At 50.5% G+C, this 18,400-nt stretch carries 11 protein-coding genes; 3 read left to right on the plus strand and 8 right to left on the minus strand.

Annotated features, from left to right (window positions below):
• The first annotated feature begins 67 nt into the window (after positions 1 to 67).
• On the plus strand, positions 68 to 4,069 hold the full coding sequence (locus tag BUB73_RS00470) for a T9SS type A sorting domain-containing protein (RefSeq protein WP_073282838.1): 4,002 nt from the start codon (positions 68 to 70) through the stop codon (positions 4,067 to 4,069).
• A 38-nt stretch (positions 4,070 to 4,107) separates the two neighbouring features.
• Here BUB73_RS00470 and BUB73_RS00475 read toward each other — a convergent pair whose 3' ends face one another.
• The 3 genes from BUB73_RS00475 to pelA form a co-directional block, all read right to left on the minus strand.
• The gene (locus tag BUB73_RS00475) at positions 4,108 to 5,034 is read right to left on the minus strand and encodes a hypothetical protein (RefSeq protein ID WP_073233623.1); all 927 of its coding nucleotides are present in this window, start codon (positions 5,032 to 5,034) and stop codon (positions 4,108 to 4,110) included.
• A 149-nt stretch (positions 5,035 to 5,183) separates the two neighbouring features.
• Complete coding sequence (locus BUB73_RS00480; protein ID WP_073282841.1) at positions 5,184 to 7,322, minus strand: pectinesterase family protein; 2,139 nt, start codon at positions 7,320 to 7,322, stop codon at positions 5,184 to 5,186.
• Between the two features lie 27 nt (positions 7,323 to 7,349).
• Positions 7,350 to 9,179, minus strand: a complete 1,830-nt coding sequence (gene pelA, locus BUB73_RS00485) for a pectate lyase (RefSeq protein ID WP_083537978.1) — start codon at positions 9,177 to 9,179, stop codon at positions 7,350 to 7,352.
• 351 nt (positions 9,180 to 9,530) lie between these two features.
• Between pelA and BUB73_RS00490 the strand changes: the two genes are divergently transcribed.
• A complete protein-coding gene (locus BUB73_RS00490) occupies positions 9,531 to 11,723 on the plus strand; it encodes an NADP-dependent isocitrate dehydrogenase (RefSeq protein WP_073233627.1) in 2,193 nt (730 codons plus the stop codon).
• Between the two features lie 149 nt (positions 11,724 to 11,872).
• On the opposite strand, the gene BUB73_RS00495 is transcribed toward BUB73_RS00490, so the two are convergent.
• The gene (locus tag BUB73_RS00495) at positions 11,873 to 13,078 is read right to left on the minus strand and encodes a type II secretion system protein (RefSeq protein ID WP_073282844.1); all 1,206 of its coding nucleotides are present in this window, start codon (positions 13,076 to 13,078) and stop codon (positions 11,873 to 11,875) included.
• 191 nt (positions 13,079 to 13,269) lie between these two features.
• Here BUB73_RS00495 and BUB73_RS00500 point away from each other — a divergent pair, with 191 nt between their 5' ends.
• The gene (locus tag BUB73_RS00500) at positions 13,270 to 13,845 is read left to right on the plus strand and encodes a pilus assembly FimT family protein (protein ID WP_073282846.1); all 576 of its coding nucleotides are present in this window, start codon (positions 13,270 to 13,272) and stop codon (positions 13,843 to 13,845) included.
• 17 nt (positions 13,846 to 13,862) lie between these two features.
• Here the strand turns inward: BUB73_RS00500 and BUB73_RS00505 are convergent, their stop codons facing one another.
• From BUB73_RS00505 to BUB73_RS00520, 4 genes are all read right to left on the minus strand, one after another.
• Positions 13,863 to 14,894, minus strand: a complete 1,032-nt coding sequence (locus BUB73_RS00505) for a rhomboid family intramembrane serine protease (protein WP_073155820.1) — start codon at positions 14,892 to 14,894, stop codon at positions 13,863 to 13,865.
• A gap of 81 nt (positions 14,895 to 14,975) precedes the next feature.
• On the minus strand, positions 14,976 to 16,622 hold the full coding sequence (locus BUB73_RS00510; protein ID WP_073282849.1) for a PHP domain-containing protein: 1,647 nt from the start codon (positions 16,620 to 16,622) through the stop codon (positions 14,976 to 14,978).
• On the minus strand, positions 16,619 to 17,530 hold the full coding sequence (locus tag BUB73_RS00515; protein WP_073155825.1) for a hypothetical protein: 912 nt from the start codon (positions 17,528 to 17,530) through the stop codon (positions 16,619 to 16,621). The genes BUB73_RS00510 and BUB73_RS00515 overlap by 4 nt, the downstream gene beginning before the upstream one ends.
• 2 nt (positions 17,531 to 17,532) lie before the next feature.
• Complete coding sequence (locus BUB73_RS00520) at positions 17,533 to 18,384, minus strand: outer membrane protein assembly factor BamD (RefSeq protein WP_073233637.1); 852 nt, start codon at positions 18,382 to 18,384, stop codon at positions 17,533 to 17,535.
• Positions 18,385 to 18,400 lie beyond the last annotated feature (16 nt).

An 18,400-nucleotide genomic window follows, 5' to 3' on the forward strand; every position in this document is an offset into this window, starting at 1 on the left:
ATAGGTGGTTGATAAAAGTTGCTAAACGCAGAAATATAACGTATCTTTGTTAAAGAGGTGTGTGAAGATGCGTAAATTAAACTTTACTTGGATTGCCGTTCTGGTGGCTACCGTCATGGCAGCTGCACAGGATGCCGGTCTTTATTTGAATTTCTCAGACGATGGCGCTGGAAATGGCGTCGTTTCTCAGTCTGTAGAGATGTGCGATCTCTGTACGACCTCTCGTCAGATTACCAATGGTAGTGTTTCCCATGAATTGAATGATATTCTTTCCACTCTGTGGAGTGGTAAGACCGCAGGAAGTGGTACGCTGACCTTCAAGTCCGATATCGATTTCCAGGAAATTGGCGAAAACGGTGAATGTGTTACTCAGCATGAACCCATCAAGATTCGCAATAAGGTCTCGATTGAGGGCAACGGCTACACCTTCAAGAATGTTTGCTACAAGAAGACCATAGACTATACCGATAGGACTACTCTTATGAGTGGCCATGTTGGTGTTTTTGATACCCTTTTCAATGCTACTGTTTCTAATATCAGGATCGAAAACGTCGATATTGAAATCAGCGCAAATGATACTGACGACATTCCTAGCGACGCCTTGAAATATTACTATGGCGTTGGAGCCTTGGTTGGTCATGTTGATAGCTCCGATATTTCTGGCATCACTCTGAAGAACGTCCGCGTTTCTAGCCTTGTTGTTGGTGGTGTTGCGGGTATTGCCCAGAGGGTAAACTTTGATGGCATTACAAGCGAAGATATGCTGGACATTTCCAACACCATCCTGATGGAAAGGAACACTGGTGCCGTCAAGGGTACGAATAGGTCAGGTCGTTATTATGCCTGTGTTGGCGGTCTTGTGGGTTATGGTCTGAACCTGTCTGCCAAGGATGTGGATATCTCTGCAGAACTGAATAGTTCCAAGGGTGCTTTTGTTGCCATGGGCGGCCTTGTGGGCCAGATGTTCATGGACAGCCGGAGGAGCAACAAGGTTCTAAATTTCCATAATGTGAATGTCGGGGCCGGATCTTCTATTAAGGGCGGCGCTGCCATGGGTGGCCTCTTTGGTGGTTTCTTCCCCAGTGAAACTAGTTATGGCCTGGAATCCTCTTTTGATAAGGTTTCCTTTGACGGTTCAATTTCGAACTCTAGCGCTATTTCTGACTCTGTATATATTGGCGGTCTGATTGCCCGCTCCTATCAGATTATTCGCCCCCTGAAGATTTCTGAAAGTTTCGTAAAACTTTCTGTTGATGATACCCGTTCCTCTAAGGCTATCTACTATAACGCTGGTGGTCTTGTTGGTGGTATGGGTGGTAATGAAAAGGCTGTTGATACTACCGGCTATCTGTCTATCTATAATACCAAGGTCGATGGAAAAATCAAAGTTGTAGACAAGAACGCAAATAGCAGTTCTAATAAGGGCTATGTGGCTATGGGTGGCGTGGCTGGTGTGGGTTACCTTGCAGCAACAGAAAAAGCTTTTGCGAATAACACCGTCAGAGTTTCTATGGATGCAGCCCTGAATCTTTCTGAAGCAGATTCCCTGGATATGGGGGGCTTCTTTGGGTATGTGGGCATGCGTGATGAATCTAATGCGGGACTGCGGTTAAAGTCTTCTGCTTATTATGGTTTTATCAAGGTTACCGGTGTAAATAACGGAAATTATGTTGGTGGAGCCGTAGGTGAGTTCCGTAAGGGTGAAAGTGGTAATCATATTGTTTTTGATCGTATAAAGCTTTCTGCAGAAAACGCAACGTCTCTGATTTCTATTAATGCGGATGATGATGCCTCTATGAAGCGCACTGGTTATGTGGGGGGCGTTTGCGGCTACTGCAGAAGTCCGTCTATGGATAGGGTTGCCGTTCATGGCGATATTGATGTACTTGGAAACGTTGATAATGTGGATGCCCTTTATGTGGGTGGTTTTTTGGCTTACATTTCTACTGGTGCTCCTGACCGTGATTTTTACATTACGAATTCCTATCTCAAGGGAACAATCCATGTGTCGACGCCTGCTACCACAGAACATCCGTTCTATGTTGGCTATATGGGCGGCATGCTGTCCTTGAATAATTCTACTGCAGCACATACTATCATGTCTAACTATCATTTGGGTAGTGATGCTTACGATGCCTTTGGATCTTTCGTTAGCGTCACTATGAAAAGTTGGCTCGCCTCTGTTAAGTCCTGCTCTGGTGTAGAAAAAGTTTTTTGCTGGGATATTCAGTATAACGTTCGCAATGGTTCTAACAACCTGGACGAAAACGAAAACGGAACTCTTGCCGCTAGTGACATGAAGTCTTCCTTGCTCACCACATTGAATATGCCTTACCGTTTAGGTAAAGTGGATGAAAAGATCTGGACTATTGATGAAACCGGTGTAACCAACGAAGGTTATCCCTATTGGATTGGTGAACCCGAAGGTGACGTTCCCGTTGTACTTGAACCGGGAAGTTCCAGTTCTAAGGATCTTGAAAGCTCCAGCTCCGAAGAAGTTGTTGAATCTTCCAGCAGCGCTGAACCCGAGTCTTCCAGCGAAGCCGAACCTGAATCTTCTAGCGAAGTTGAACAGTCTTCCTCTTCTGAAGAACCTGAAAGCTCCAGCTCTGTAGAAATCGTTGAATCTTCCAGCAGCGCTGAACCTGAGTCTTCCAGCGAAGCTGAACCTGAATCTTCTAGCGAAGTTGAACAGTCTTCCTCTTCTGAAGAACCTGAATCTTCTAGTTCCAAGGAACCGGAAAGTTCCAGCTCTGTAGAAATCGTTGAATCTTCTAGCAGTGTGGCCGAACCTGAGTCCTCTAGTGCAGTAGAACCCGAGTCTTCTAGTAGTGAAGTGGAAGAATCTTCTTCTTCTGTTATCGAGGTGGTTGAAGTGTCTTCTTCTAGCGAACCGCTGGTTTGGCGTGCTGGTGCCTGGAACATGGTTTCTCTGAAGGCTCTGAAGAAACATCAGATTATCCCCACGAAGGGCGATTACCTGTACTGGTGGGATGAAAGCGCTACCATTGGCGACTTCTGGCAATATCAGGCCTACGGATTCAAGGGTGATGAAAATGATGTTACCGGCTATTGGTATCAGAGCACCAAGGATATCGTAATCAATGGCAATGACCCGATTCCTGAAGGTGCAGAAATTGTTTGGGAAGTGGATAGCATCAATAGCGGTTGGAACATGGTTGCTAATCCCTATGGTCAGGCAATCGATCTTTCTTGCGATGAATTGAAGGATGTTGCTATCTGGCGTAGAAATGCTGAAGGCACAGACTATGATCCCGAGGTTAAGGTACTTGGCCCCTATGAAGGTGCTTGGATTAAGGTAAATTCTCCGAGAACGATTCGCTTTAGTGCAAAGCCGGTCGCTGCTAAAAAAGCACTGCAGAAGGCAAACTTTGCTGAAGCAGAAGGTTGGAGTCTGAAGGCAGTCCTGTCTGACGATTATGGTAGAGTTGATTCCTGGAATGTTATGGGTGTTGCCTCTCGTGAACAGAAGATGGAAGAACCTCCTGCCGGTATGGGTGGCTATGTTCGCCTGTCTATCGTTGAGGATAATGTCTTGCTGGCAAAGAGCCTCAAGTCTGAATCCGATGAAATGAGCTGGACTGTTCGACTGAGTGCATCCAATAACCATGAAGGAACTCTTCAGCTTGAAGGTGTCGAAAAGGTAAGAGCGCTGGGCAAGAAGGTCTTTGTATCTGTAGATGGTCGCACTACCGAAATGACGGAAGGTAAATCTATCAAGGTGGCTCTCAAGACCAGCTCCAAGACGGCTACGGTAACCGTAACTTCTGGCAATAAGCCTGTGGTTGCATCCAATGCCATTCGCAATATCCGCGGAATCCGTTCTGCTGAGGGTCTGAATGTGAACTTTGATGTGAACTCTGATCTGATGGGTCAGACGGCTCGAGTAGATGTGGTTAGCGTTTCTGGTAAGGTTGTGGCTACGGCTAAGTTTAACGCAAATGCCGGTGCCAACAGCGTAAACCTGAATGTCAAGGACCGTGGACTTTACATCGTCAGCGTCCGCGTGGGCAGCCAGAGTTCTGTGAAGAACATTGCCGTCAGGTAATTCAGTTTAATTAAAAATTAGACGTTATAAATCAGCGATTATACATCACTAGAATCGTCGGCGAACTTAGCAATTTGTTCGCCGATTTCGTCTGCAAGTCGGGGGTCTTCGTTATAGACAGCCACGATTTTTTTGCAACCCAATTCCAACAGTTTGCGGACCATGGCGTTGTCGCGCCTGGCTCGTAAATCGCGGATGGCCAGGTCTATCAGCTTGACGTCGGCCTGTACCGGGTAGCCCTTCATGAACTGGTAGAACTGCTTGATTTGCACTTCGTATTGTTCATCGGATTCCAGGGCTAGAAGGAACGGAATCACTCGGGTGTTTAGAAGTTTGCCCATGTCACCGACGAAGGTATTCAGGGTAACGCCCCTAGGGAACAGTTCCTCGGTGTCTTTCTGCAAATCGTCGGTATCCACAAATTCGCCAGTCTCGATCTGGGCCAGAGCTTCGTTCAGGAAATCCATTTCCTTGCGGCGGGCCTGTTCGCGGTAGACTGCCTGGTAATAGATGGGCAATGTGGTAAGGCAGTAATGAGCCTGACCTACTCCCATGAATTCGCCGATGTAGTAAATGTCGGCGTCCTCTTCCAGAATTTCGGATTCGCTAGTGAAATTTCCAATCCTTGCGGGAATGGGAATGACTTCCATGTTGGAAAGTTCGTGAAGGCGTTCGCGCATCTTATCTACGTCAACGTTTTCGGGAATCTCGATTCCTTCGGATTCCATACGTTCCAACATATTGTCAAACTTTTCGTCCATGGCATCGGACAGGGCGCGGCGCTGGCTCTTGGTGGGCAGAGACTGTCTAAAGTCTCCTTCCAGAGTCAGGATGCCGTTCTTGATCATGTCATCAAAAGGCGAACCGCTAGTCTCGTTGTCGGGATTGGGTAAAATGCGGGCGTATGCGATCATGCGACCGCACAAGTTCTCATCATTGCCTTTTTTCTGTTCGATACCTAACATACAAGGCAAATATACAAAATGTCTTGTCTTGTAATGTCTAGGATGCGTTTTGTCGCGTCATTCATAACTTGTTTTTCCAAGTCTTCCTGAACGTGTTCGCCATATCATCTTGAACGTACCCAACGTCATCCTGAACATGTTTCAGGATCTCACTGCACACGGATAACTTGCAGTTTCTTATAACCGGGCGCTACAATGCGTACCAGATAATTGCCAGCCGGCATACCAGACACGAATTTAGAAAGTTCATGAATGTCGGAAACGTTCATATTGCGAATAAACTTTCCTTGAATGTTGTACAGCTGGACGTTAAACGTTCCGTTAACCAGATTCATCTGGTGGTTTGCTATGCCGAGGGTTGTATCCGCAGGTGTTTCGCCGCCGTTAGGATCCTCTGGATCTTCTTCCGTGATGGTTTCTACCTTCAGAGGCGTCAGCACAATCTGATCCAGGTTCGGGCCGTCATTGTTTCCTACTACAGCAAACTGGATGTAGCTTGCTCCGCGGGGCAGTTCAATTTCGATTTCCTTGGACGGGTAGGTTTTCCAGTCTGCGGTCTTTTCGAAAGTGACCTGCTGGGCCTCGGCAGGATCTGCTGCCTTGATAATTAAATCACGGTCTGCGGAACTTCCGTTGGCGTAATACATCTCCATCTTGTAGGTTCCGGCAGCTTCCACATAAACAGGAACGTTCACGTAGGAATTGCCTGCGCCGAAGTTGACATAGCCTGTACCAGCAAAGCCTGCATTGGTGCTTTCGTTGACGCCATTTTCGATAACGCCACTTTCGGCCTGGAATGTGTCTACGCCCTTTGCTGCAAAAGTGGCGCCGAGTTCAATATCGCCGGTGGCGGTAATCTCGAGGGGGTTGCTGGCAGAAGTGGCGGAAGCTCCGGTCCAGCCTTCAAAAGTCCAACCTTCGATGGGCTTGGCGGTGAATGTTGCCTTTTTGCCTTCTGCAACCTTGTTACCGCTGAGGGAACTTTCGATGGTTCCACCGATGCTGTTATTCAGGGAGACCTTGTAGTAAGTGGCATTGCTTTCTACAACGGAAACTTCGTTGGAGGTGGCGCCGAGACCGCCCATGGAGTTGGCTGCACGAACGGTAACTTTTGATCCTACAGAAACTCCCTCAAGATCAAAACTGTTGGAGGCGACGCTAGTCTTGAATTGTCCGTTTACGAATATGGCCCAGCAGCGAGCGTTTTCGTTGTCGTCCCAGACAATTTCATTTCCTTCCTGGGAAATTTTTGGGGCAGCCATTTGAACGGTCAACTTGTTGGGTTCCCAATTATCGGAACCGCCCATGACGTTTTTCAAGGTGTAATTTGCGGCATCACTGGCAGACCAAACTGTTTTCAGGGACTTGGCAGAGGAGGCATCCTTGCCGCCGTTGAAGTAAGTCTTGCGGCGGCTCACGTCAATGGCTCCGCCGTTGCCGTTCTTGCTGTTGTATTCACCGAAAACGGTGGGGGCAGAATTCATGTCGGCACCCCAACCTTCTGCTGTAGGCTGGGCGTACATGGTGGTGTTCAGGAAGGCCACCTTGGCGTGGTTCCAGGAACGTCCCAGATAGAAGGTGCCGTTATAGCTGCCATTGGAAACGTTAATCTTTGCGTTGTTGAAAACGTAGCCCCATTCGGTAGAGGTCTGTGCGGCTGTAATGTACCCGCCATTGCGAGTCATTACAAGATTCGTTCCTTCGAAAAAGACGTCTCCATTACCGCAAATGAAGTCTACGGTACCCTGGATTTCACCATCTTCCCAGTAGGTTCGGCCCTTGTTGGTATAATAGGTGTCCTGCCCACTGACCAGCTTGACGTTCTTGAAAATATTCTTGTCGCCGGAATTCTGCTGGATAGTCACCTGGCGGCATGCAGAGGATCCGCAATAGGTGCTCTTGTTCTGGATGGTCAGATCCTGCAGGTACATGCCCTTGTTTCCGGAGAGGTACAAGGTGGCTGTGTGGCCGATGCTTTCGGTATCGGTCTTGTTGGCAATAATTGCCTTGTCGCGGGTCTGGCCAATCAGCGAAACGAATGAGGTGGAGAATGTGGTTTTTCCGTGACGGTCTGCCGTCACTTTTGTCAAGTCGTATTCACCATCAGGGAAGAATATGACAAAGCGTTTTGATTCGCTGGGGGAGGCGGCGCTGGCTGCGGCCATGGCGGCCTTGAAGTCTCCATCAACGCCCACAACGAAATCAAACTTTCTTTTTTCCACTGCCATGGCTGTAGAGGCAAGCCCCAGACACAACGGCGCGATAATAAAGGTGAAATTTCTTTTCATCTTTTATCCCTGTGTGAACTTGCAACTTTACTTGTTTACTCGTACCATGGAGTTCATCAGGACCTTTCCCTTTTGGGAAACTTTTACCAGGTAGGCTCCAGCCTTCATTCCCTGCATGTTCAGGTCGCGAGTTTCGCTAGTGTAGTTCTTGATAAGGTTGCCCTTAACATCGAGAATCTGGATGTTGTAAGAAGCAGATTTAACGTTCAGCAATAATGTGTTATTGATGGCCATTTCTTCCTCCTCATCGCTATCGTCATCTTCGTCAGGTTCTTCTTCAGAAATTTGTACCATGCCGGGCTTTAGATCGTCGCTCATCCAGCCGATCACATCGATATTGGCCATGCCATCCTTGCCAAGGCTGGTGAACTTGATTTCACTGTAGCCCACGGGCAATTCCACTTCGATAGGAATGGTCTTGTAGGTGGTCCATGCGCTGGTACTTTCCATGGATCCGCTTTCTACCAGAATATTGTCGCCGATGGAAAGTTGGTAGTCTCTTGCTGCGGAGCCGCCGTTGGCGTAGCGGATGTATAGGGTGTATGTGCCTGCCTTGGTGGCGGTAACGCCGTAGGTCACGTAGCTTCCGATGGCGTTTGTAACGTTGGCGTATCCTTCTCCTACGAAACCTGCATTGGTTGTTTCCTTAACGCCATCGATGTCGATGAAGTTAACACCGTCAACAACAGTCTTGCAGGAATCGTCACCGCACATGGCTACGGGAGGGGGAGGCGGAACATAGGTGCCGTTCATCTTTTCGATGGCTTCCAGGTATGCCTTCTCGGTGCTGATTAATGCGGTGCCGTATTCGCCGGCCCATTGGTAACCCTTGCGGCGTTCTTCGCTAATTGCCATAAAGTTCTGGGTCTTGGTGCTGGCACCACCGCGGTCGCAGAAGAAGTAGTTGTCATTATTCACTTCGTAGAAACGATACCAAAGGACGTTGCCGGCTCGTTCTTCAAAAACGCCCTGCTTCTTGTTGAAGTAAAGTCCTGTGACCTTGGTTTTCTTGTACCAGTTAATGGCGCTGGTAATAGACTTCTGGATGGCTTCTGTCTGGTCGGGCCAGTTCATCAGGAACCATACAACGCCTGCAGATTCGCTGCCGGACTTGCTTTCCAGTTCGTAAGCGCGGGCGGGGCGAGGGGCGTAATTGGCGGTGTCATGCTGGGCGCACCAGACGGTGGGCGTGCCATTATTTATGATCTGGGCTTTCAGCAAGTAGTCGATGGCTTTTTCCAGAGCGCCTTGCATCTTGCTGCGGGTGGCGTCATCGATAATATCGGAATCGAAAGGAGCAACGCCGTTGGCGATGTCCATCATGGTCACCATGGCGCGAATCATGGCGTTGTCATTCAGGGTAATATGGTCGCTATAGTCGTTGCGCTTGGGCCAAACCTGAGGCAGACCACCGCTCTTGCGCTGCATAGTCAGCAGGAAGTTGACGGCTTTGTTAAAGCTGGACTTGAATGTGTTCTTGTAATTGCTGTTGGTGGTTTCCTTGTAACGTACAGCCAACAAGCGCATTTCCTGGACTGTAGCGTCGTTATCGATGGTGCCCACGTCGCCGCCGGTTGCAGAACGCCAACCGGATTTTTCACCGCCGGTGTAGGCACTCTTGTACTTGTCGGCCATAGCTTTGTAGAAACCGCCGTTGTCGATTTGCCAGGTGGTCATGTTATAGGCGTACTGGTCAATATCCATGCCCTTGGCGGCGGTGGTCAATTCAGAATAGCCACGGTAGCTATTCATCTTGCTCACGGCAGTTGACGGCGGCTCGTACGTGGCGCCAAATGCGCTGGTAACGCCTGCTGCAATGCCTGCAAATCCGATAAACTTCAAAACCCAATTCTTCATGCACACATCCTTTTTCTTTGTGGCAGCACCATCCTGCCGTCATGCTTAACCATTCCGCGTGGGCTGTATAACCCCAACCTACAATCTATACGTTTTTTGTAATGGTTAGCTTTTACACTCCGCGAAACCATTGTCTACAGACTACACTTCCAGGAAAATAAAACTATACCGATTTTTCGGCTTTTTTCATTGAAAAAACAGATTTCTCTTGTCAATTTATCAATGGAACGTGCTAACTGTTTTTGGTTCATTTTTGGCATGAAATTTGCGTTATCAAATATGATTCTTCAGACTTTATAAAGAACCTTAAATTTTCTAGATTTTTCGTCGAAAAATTTAACGAGGGAAACCATGAATCCTAAGATCTATTACACCATTACCGACGAGTCTCCGTTTTTGGCAACTCAGTCCCTCCTGCCCATCGTAAGCGCTTTCGCAAAGACTGCCAATATCGATGTGGAAACCAAGAATATTTCTCTGGCTGGCCGTATTTTGGCAGCTTTCGGCAAGGCCGAAGACGACCTGGCTTTCCTGGGTAAGCTCTCCCTGGATGCAAGCGCCAATATCATCAAGCTCCCCAACATTTCCGCTTCCGTTCCTCAGTTGAAGGCCGCTATCGCCGAACTGAAGGCTAACGGCTACGACCTGCCGGATTATCCGGATGCTCCTGCTACCGAAGAAGAAAAGGAAATCCGCGCCAAGTACGACAAGGTGAAGGGCTCCGCAGTGAACCCGGTGCTCCGTCAGGGTAACTCTGACCGTCGCGCTCCCAAGGCTGTTAAGAACTACGCCAAGAAGAACCCCCACAAGATGGGTGCCTGGACTGCCGACAGCAAGACTCATGTTTCTTACATGACCGCTGACGATTTCTACGGTAACGAAAAGTCTGTCACCATCGCTGACGCCGATACCTTCAAGATTGAATTTGTGGCTGCTGATGGTTCCGTTACTGAACTCCGCGCTGCAAAGCCCACTCTGGCTGGCGAAATCCTGGATGCTACCGTGCTCCGCATGGCTGCTCTCGAAAAGTTCGTTGCCGACCAGATGGCTGATGCCAAGGCAAAGGGTGTGCTCTTTTCCGTGCATCTGAAGGCTACCATGATGAAGGTTTCCGACCCCGTCATGTTTGGCGCTTTCGTTCGCGTGTTCTTCAAGGACGTTTTCACCAAGTATGCCGACCTGTTCAAGGAACTGGGCATCGACGCCAACAACGGTCTGGGCGACCTCTACAAGCGTCTGGAAGGCAATGCCAAGGAAGCTGAAGTCAAGGCTGCAATCGATGCTGCTCTGGCCAACGGCCCGGCTCTCGCCATGGTGGATTCCGACAAGGGTATTACCAACCTCCACGTTCCCAGCGACGTGATTATCGACGCCTCCATGCCGGCCATGATCCGTAACTCCGGTATGATGTGGAACAAGGAAGGCAAGCTCCAGGAAGTGAAGGCTTGCATTCCGGACCGCTGCTATGCAGGTATCTACGAAGCTACCGTTGATTTCCACAAGAAGAACGGCGCATTCGATCCCACTACTATGGGCTCCACCTCCAACGTGGGCCTCATGGCTCAGGGTGCCGAAGAATACGGCTCTCACGATAAGACCTTCATTGCCAAGGGCAAGGGCGTTATCCGTGCTGTGAACAGCAAGGGTGAAGTTCTCCTTTCTCAGGACGTTGAAGCCGGCGACATCTTCCGTATGTGCCAGGCCAAGGACGCTCCCATCAAGGACTGGGTCAAGCTGGCTGTGAACCGCGCCCGCGTTTCCAACACTCCCGCTATTTTCTGGCTGGACCCCCAGCGTGCCCACGACCGCGAAATCCAGAAGAAGGTGGAAGTCTACCTGAAGGATTACGACCTCTCCGGTCTCGACATCAAGATTATGGACCCCAAGTCCGCAGTTACCGAATCCCTGACCCGCGCCAAGGCCGGTCTCGATACCATCAGCGTTACCGGTAACGTCATGCGAGACTACCTCACTGACCTGTTCCCGATTTTGGAACTTGGCACTTCCGCCAAGATGTACTCCATCGTGCCGCTCATGGCTGGTGGTGGCCTCTTCGAAACTGGTGCAGGTGGCTCCGCTCCTAAGCAGGTCCAGCAGTTCCTTGCTGAAAACTACCTGCGTTGGGACTCCCTGGGTGAATACTTCGCCCTGGTTCCTTCCTTCGAACAGATTGCCTCTACTACCGGCAACAAGAAGGCTAAGGTCCTGGCTGACACTCTGGACGAAGCTAACGGTCGCATTCTTGAAAACAACCGCACTCCGGCCCGTAAGCTGGGCGACCTGGATAACCGCGGTTCCCACTTCTACCTGGCTATGTACTGGGCCGAAGCCCTTGCCGCACAGACTGCCGATGCAGAACTGGCTGCAAAGTTCGCTCCCGTAGCCGCAGCCCTTACCGCTGGCGAAAAGGACATCGTTGCCGCTTACGCTGCAGAACAAGGTAAGCCCGCTGACATCGGCGGTTACTACCTGCCCAAGGCTGAACTCCTCAAGAAGTGGATGCGCCCTGTGGAACAGTTCAACAAGGTCATCGACGCTATCTAATTAGCGGACGGCGCGGCGAATCTAGCGGACGGCGCGGCGAATCATTTCGCCGTCATCCTGAGAGGCGAAGCCGCGAAGGATCCAATGACGAAAAAAGAACCGGAATAGAATTCCGGTTCTTTTTTTACAAGGAGAGAGAGAATCTGCGTTTAAGTCCAACTTGAGCAATAGCCTTTGCCTTTCCAACTGTTATTACCGCATTCGCTGGCTCGACGCCATTGACTGCAACCGGCCTTGCCGGTGTTTTGACCGGCACAAAGGACATCCACGTATCCGAAGTATGCCTTGGCTTCTGCTTCAGAATTGGTATAGCAGATTTCCTTGGCAGCCGGTTCTTCAGAACTGTTGTAGGCCTCGGTGCTGATTTCTTCGCTGCTCTGGCTGATTACGTTTCCGTTGATGGTGACGTTCGTGCCGGACTTATTGACCTTGCAGTTGTTCTTGTTCTTGCAAGTCAGCAGTCCCTGGTCTGTGGCTTCCTGGATAAGGTCCTGTCTGGCGTTGTAGCATTCGTTCCACTTGTGGCCGGCTTTACTCCAGCCGCCATGGTTTGAACTGACGTTGCCGTTCAGCTTGCACCAGCTCGGCGGACACTTGTTTCCTCCGGTGGTATACATTACACCGCAAGAACCGTCATCTTCTTCAGTCCAGTTTTCATCGGCATCGTAGAAGGTATTGGCTGTCTGAGTGTTAGACGAACTTGACGGAGTATTCTCATTTCCGTTATTTCCACTATTGCCGTTGTTTCCGGTGTTTGTGGAGCTAGAGGAATTGCTGCCGGTATTGTTTGCCGGTGAGGACGGATTCGAGGAGGCGTCTGCTACGACCATATCGCTGGGCGGAGTGTCCATAGAAATGGTGCTCTGGAAAAAGGCCCAGTCGCCCGAAAGGGGGGCGCATTCGGCTGAAGTCTCCTTTGATTCGATATACGGCTTGAATTCAATTTCAGTGTCGCTGATTGCAATAGCCTTCAGTTTCCACTGGTTGCCTGCCTTGCATCCGCTCAGGCTTACAAAGTTTTCGGCCTGCCAGCTTACCTTGCCTGCACTCAGATCCTTGGAAATGTTGTCAGTTTTGATCGAGGAAATGACTTCGCCTCTGGTGTAGACGAAGGTGTCGGTCTTACCTCTTTTGCCCGGGGCTTCGTAACCGATCTTTTTCCAGGTGCCAAAGGACTTGTGTTCATACAGGTAGGCGGCCTGAAGCTTGGTGTAGGTTGCGGCGGCGGGAGTCAATTCGGTAGCCTTGGATTTGGAAATGGAGCTGGAAAGCTTAGGAACCGCCACGGCAGTAAGTAAGCCGGAGATGGAGATGGCTACCATCAATTCTGCGAGTGTGAAACCATGCTTTCTCATAAGAACCCCCAAAGCCTTATCAAAAGTCTTGTTGTAAGTTTTTTGTCATAATTCGAATGTAATATTGTATTCTTACAATTGTTCTTTTTTTCTTACAATTTGACTTCCACTTTGGATTAGACTAAGTGATTATGGGCATGCCCAGTAAGAAAGTCTGATTTTAATGGGAATTTAGAGCTATATTGTAAGGTATGAGCAATCCTACCGCACATAGAAATGTTTCTGGAGCCAAAGGTTTTACCCTTGTAGAAGTATTGGTGGTTGTGGCCATCATGGGCATTCTTTCTGCTATGGGGGTGGCGGGCCTTCAGGGTGCCGTAGAAAATAACCGCGTCAAGGATGCCGCTCTAAACACAGCTGCCTTCCTAGAACGTGTGGCCAGTGATGCTAACAGAAGATCCGAGACGCTGTGCCTTAAGAAATCCGGCGATCGAAGGATTGAAGTGTACATCGGTGATGATTGTTCTAAGCCTACTGGTGATCCTGTTGACCATATGGATCTGGATCCGCCTTTGACGTTTGTTACTGACAAGACCTTTGATTTTACCAACGCGTTTGAGTGTGCGAGTTGCGAAGAAAATTGGCTGGCTGGTGCTGGTGTTTTTACACCTAGGCTTGGCCTTTCTGCGGCTCCCATTGCAGGATTTGTTGCCGCTCAGTATGGATCCACTTCGCACTATGCCATTGCATTAAAGTCTCCCACAAAGAATAAGATTATGGCCATAGATGCAGATGATGATGGTGGATTTGATTATAATGAACTCTAGGGTTCAAATCTAACGGTCTAGAGTGCCATCGTCCAGGCTATGGCGAATAAACCGTAATAGACGGCCAGACCGACAATATCGACGAATGTAACCGGTGTTCCCCAGCGGAGCGCCTTTTTCGTTGGAATCAGTCCGCAGAATAGGCCTGCGATGAATCCGTAGCCGTGTCCTAGAATGTCTGCATTTTCTCCTAGACCGAGAAATACGGCCAGGGAAGTGGCTCCACAGAGGGGTGCAAAACGGCGCAGGAGTCCGTGAGATTCCCTAGGCATCAGGCGGAACTCCATGACGGCCAGGCAGCCGATGGCGGCGAAAACGAAGGTGGAAAATCCCAGGGCGCTGAAGTTTGTCTTGACGGTCATGGAAACGCAGATGTTGGCGACGGCACTGGAGATTGCCAAAAAGGGAGCTAGGCGCAACAGGGGGATGCGGTAGGTAATCATGTTCATGACAATGTATCCGCACAGGATGTTGGAGGCCAGGTGTCGCGCGTCGCCGTGGAGGGTGAGTGCGGTAAGGCTTCTCCACCATTGTCCTTTTAGAACTTTGCTTGCGTCGGATACGCCGGGTAAATGCAAGTTGACTACGTCGGCAAAATCAAGTAGGGTGGCGATGAGTACCGGAATAAAAATCCAGAGAGGCTGTAGGCTGAAACTCAGTGGCTGTGGCAGATTCTCTTCCTTGGGCGGATTTTCCTTTTGGTACAGGGCGATCTGGTCGCGGGCGAATTCTTCAAATTCCGGCAATACGAAAATCTGGAAGGGGCCTTCCTCGCTGCGATCTAGACGATGCTCTACGCCCTGGGAAAGAAGGACTAGGCTGTAATCGCGAATTTGTCTGAAAGTGCCTTCGGCAATGCAACTGGATTCGGGGAAGGACTGCTCGGAGAGGGACTGCTCTTCGTTGGCGATTTGTTGTTCGTTGGAGTCCAGGGTGTTGTTGGCTGGGGGGTGTGCCGTGCTGGTTATGGACGTGATTTTTATATGGGGGTGAATTTCCGAGGAGTCCCGCAAGTATCTGGGGCGTAGTGGCGACATGAACCTTGACATTGAATCTCCTTGGAAAACCTCTGACATAATATACAAAGGTTTAGGTTTGATGCCTGAAGATTACGAATTGTTGCGGAAAGACTAGATGTTCTTTTTATGGATTGCCGCAGATGTTAACGCATACTTGTAACAAGAAGTAAGACATTCTGCACGGAGGTAAGCAAAGTCTTCGAAGGGGACCGTAATGTCTGTGGCGGGGCGGGCGGCCACCTGGCTTGCCAGGTGGAGCTCTTCCTTCGGAGCGAGCTTGCCGTTTAACAAACGGCGCCGCCCGTATATGCGGACATAGCGGAAGGCTTCGCCTGTCTCGGGCGTGCTGCGGGCATGGAACGTTACAGCGGATTCGCCCCGGTCTGTCACGCGCTCCCACCAGAGGGCGGGTCCGTCAGTAATGTAACAGTTGTCGCCGCAGAAAGCTGCGTTCACGTCGTCAAGAGTCAAGGGCTGTTCCTTGTGGCATCCGTCTGCCTGGGGGATATTTTCTTCGGCGCTCGTCGGATTCTCGCAAGGCTTTTGCGCTAGGCGAACCACGGTTCTGACGTACCCGAATACGTGATGCCTGTTGTTCTTTAGTTCAATTAGCGGTAACCTGACTGCGGTCGTATCATTCATATCGCCGTGGGCATCGTTTCCGCCGATGGGCAACAGGTAGTTTTCCTTGCCCAGTTCCTGGATCCACCATTCTCGCCCCAGCTTGAATCCTTCGTCACGGATGCCGTTCCAGAATTGGATGCCGCGGATGGGGTGGGTGCTGCCGGTCTGCAAATCCACCGAGTGCCAGAAACCGCGCCGGAAGATGAACTTCTCCAGGCCGCTCATTTCCTGATAGGGGTGTGCCGCAAAGCAGTGGCTGCCTGTCATTTTCAGCAGGTCGGGAATCTTCAGGGTGGGGCGGTTCTGGAGCCAGTTTCGTCCGCAGTCCCCAAGGCCCGGCAAATAGCAGTCGGAGCCAAGGACGGTCATGTGGACATTCTCTCCCTTGGAATTGCCTGCGGAAACTTCTTCGCCGGCGATCATCAGGGGCTTGTCCTCGGCCCTGTTGCACAGGTCCACTTCCTTCTGCAAGGCTTCGAAGCGTGGCATGGGGGAGGGAGCTGCCTGGGTGTAGTCTTCGGTGAGGAAGGCGAAATCGTAGGCGTGGTCCGTTAGACTTACGAAATCCAGACCCACGGCCTTTGCTGCCTGCTGGAATACGGCGGGGGTTGCGCCATGTTCTACGTGGTCGGCGGAGTAGTGGGTGTGGCAATGCATTTCGCCGGCGATGTAGCCCTCGGGCTTGGGCAAGTCCTGTGCCAGCACCCGGATTTTTAGGGGGGCGGGCTTTAGCAGGGGGTGGTTCCAGCGGGAGAATTTTTTGACCTTGCCGTTTTGCTTACTGTGGACGGCGACCTTGCAATGGATGCTGTAGGTCCCAGGTGCAAGGTCTCCCAAGTCTACGGGGTAGAATCCGAACTGCTGGTTGGCCTCGATTTGAAGGTTTTGCTGTCGCGGGGCGGATTCGTCTTGGGCGGTGGCAGGCTGGCAGTCTATTTCGATGTTTTCGATAACGACGGGGAACCGGTGGGCGTCCCTGACCACGATCCACAAGGTGGGCCTGGAACCCGGTACAAACTGGAAGGGGGCGTCTACAAGAATCTCTGGCCAGGGCCTGTAAAGCAGGGACCAGGGGAGTTTAAACTTGAAGTGGGTTTCTGCGTATTGCAGGGGCTCGCCGGGAATCAGACTCATTTTGCCTCGGGGGCGGGCTCTTCGGCGGGTGTGGCTTCAGCGGGCTCTATTTCTTTTTCTTTATCGTTTGCGGTCTCGTTTTCGACGTCCGTCCCTATCTTTGTGGATGCCTTGTTTTCGGTTTCCTCGACGGGTTCCGGTTCGTTCCACAAACCAAAGCTTACTCGTACCTGCATCATCAAGCCGCCGATGTTCCATTTAGCCTTTTCCTGGGGGCCGTCAGGTACGATGTCGGCGAAAGTCTTGTTGGATTCTACGGAGATACTGCTGAAGCCGATGTCTCCGTACACGTTAAAATTTTTCCAGCTGGCAATCAGGTAGCCGACTCCCACGCCGAATCCTGCACCGGTAACGGGTGTCTTGGCGTCTAGCTTGCCCCAGGTGGTGTAGATTTCCGTGCCGGGAAGTACCCAGTACCAACGGACCGAAATGCTGAAGAGGCTTTCGCCGGAAAGTGTCATCAGGTTTTTGGGGATGCCCAGACGGTATTCCAGGAACAGGGGCATGCCCTGGATGGTGTAGCTGTAGTTGTGGGTTCTGCCCTTGCGGTCGGTCAGCACCACGGATTCGTTATCGTAGATGAATCCGACACCTGCGCTAATGAACTGGTCCCTAAAAATCTGGAACTGCAGACCTGCGCTAACAGGGAAACAGAAGTTCACCTTCTGAAAATCCTGCTTGGCCACGTTCAGGGAATCGGTTTCGGTCTGGGCGTCTTCGCGGAAACTATAGTAGATGGTGTCGATGGCGTCCTGAAAGTATTTGCGCTGGTCAAAACTGAGGAACGATACGGAGGGCTGCAGGAACAGGGATAGCCTGGAACGGTCATGTTCCACCTTGTCTTCGTCTGCGAAGGCTGAGATTGCCATCAGCAAGATGGCCAGGGCTATATTCCGGTAGAACTTCATTATCAGTTCTGCATATCCTTTTCTTCTTTTTCGATTCGCTTACTTTCGGAATCCTTCTTCATGCGCTTGGCAAAGGCGACTTCGGCCTTGTCGATTTTACCTTCGATCTTTTCGATGTCCTTGCGGAAGTCCTTGTCGTCTTCCTTCAGTTCGTTGCGGGCGATGTTCAGGTAAAGTCTTGCGGTTTCAAACTGGTCCAGTTCGATATAGGACTTGGTCAGGAAAATCAAGGCTTCTTCGCGACGCTTGGCGGTGGGGTAGGTTTCCAGGAATTCCTTGAAGTAGATGACGGCGGCCTGGTACTTGTCCATGCGCCAGTAAAGGCGGCCCTTCTGGAATTCCTTTTCTGCCAGACGGTCAATAAGCAGCTGGTAGTAATAGTTCACGGAATCGCGGAGGGGTGATTCCGGATAGTTGGAAAGGTAACGTTCGAAGTCCCTCATGGCCACGTTGGTGTTGGCTTCGTCGCGGTCCACACGGAATTCCATGTTGAAGGAGGAAATGGCCTTGCGGAATTCAGCGGTCTCGATGAAGGGGGAGCCGGGGAAGTTCAGGATAAAGCTACCATATTCTCCACGGGCTTCAATCCAGTCTTCCTGATTGAAGTAGCTTTCTGCCAACAGGAATTGGGCCTGTTCCATGAATCCGGTACCGGCGCAGGTAGAGAGGATCTCTTCCAACTTTTCTGTGGTACGGCCATACTTGCCTGCCTTGAACAATTCTTCTGCCTTGTCGTAGCGAACCTTACACCATTCTGTGTGTTTCATCTTGGGACCGCTGGAGGAACATCCGGCGATCAGTGCTGCGGTAGAAAAAATGCAGAGGAACAGGGGAATCTTTTTGAACAGCATCATTTTTTTTCTTTGGTTA

The sequence above is a fragment of the Fibrobacter sp. UWH6 genome (assembly GCF_900142465.1).
GTDB lineage: Bacteria > Fibrobacterota > Fibrobacteria > Fibrobacterales > Fibrobacteraceae > Fibrobacter.

Excerpts from the sequence above, each read along its gene's own strand:
- BUB73_RS00470 (WP_073282838.1), top strand. The coding sequence starts at position 68 with ATGCGTAAATTAAACTTTACTTGGATTGCCGTTCTGGTGGCTACCGTC.
- BUB73_RS00475 (WP_073233623.1), bottom strand. The coding sequence starts at position 5,034 with ATGTTAGGTATCGAACAGAAAAAAGGCAATGATGAGAACTTGTGCGGT.
- BUB73_RS00480 (WP_073282841.1), bottom strand. The coding sequence starts at position 7,322 with ATGAAAAGAAATTTCACCTTTATTATCGCGCCGTTGTGTCTGGGGCTT.
- pelA (WP_083537978.1), bottom strand. The coding sequence starts at position 9,179 with ATGAAGAATTGGGTTTTGAAGTTTATCGGATTTGCAGGCATTGCAGCA.
- BUB73_RS00490 (WP_073233627.1), top strand. The coding sequence starts at position 9,531 with ATGAATCCTAAGATCTATTACACCATTACCGACGAGTCTCCGTTTTTG.
- BUB73_RS00495 (WP_073282844.1), bottom strand. The coding sequence starts at position 13,078 with ATGAGAAAGCATGGTTTCACACTCGCAGAATTGATGGTAGCCATCTCC.
- BUB73_RS00500 (WP_073282846.1), top strand. The coding sequence starts at position 13,270 with ATGAGCAATCCTACCGCACATAGAAATGTTTCTGGAGCCAAAGGTTTT.
- BUB73_RS00505 (WP_073155820.1), bottom strand. The coding sequence starts at position 14,894 with ATGTCAAGGTTCATGTCGCCACTACGCCCCAGATACTTGCGGGACTCC.
- BUB73_RS00510 (WP_073282849.1), bottom strand. The coding sequence starts at position 16,622 with ATGAGTCTGATTCCCGGCGAGCCCCTGCAATACGCAGAAACCCACTTC.
- BUB73_RS00515 (WP_073155825.1), bottom strand. The coding sequence starts at position 17,530 with ATGAAGTTCTACCGGAATATAGCCCTGGCCATCTTGCTGATGGCAATC.
- BUB73_RS00520 (WP_073233637.1), bottom strand. The coding sequence starts at position 18,384 with ATGATGCTGTTCAAAAAGATTCCCCTGTTCCTCTGCATTTTTTCTACC.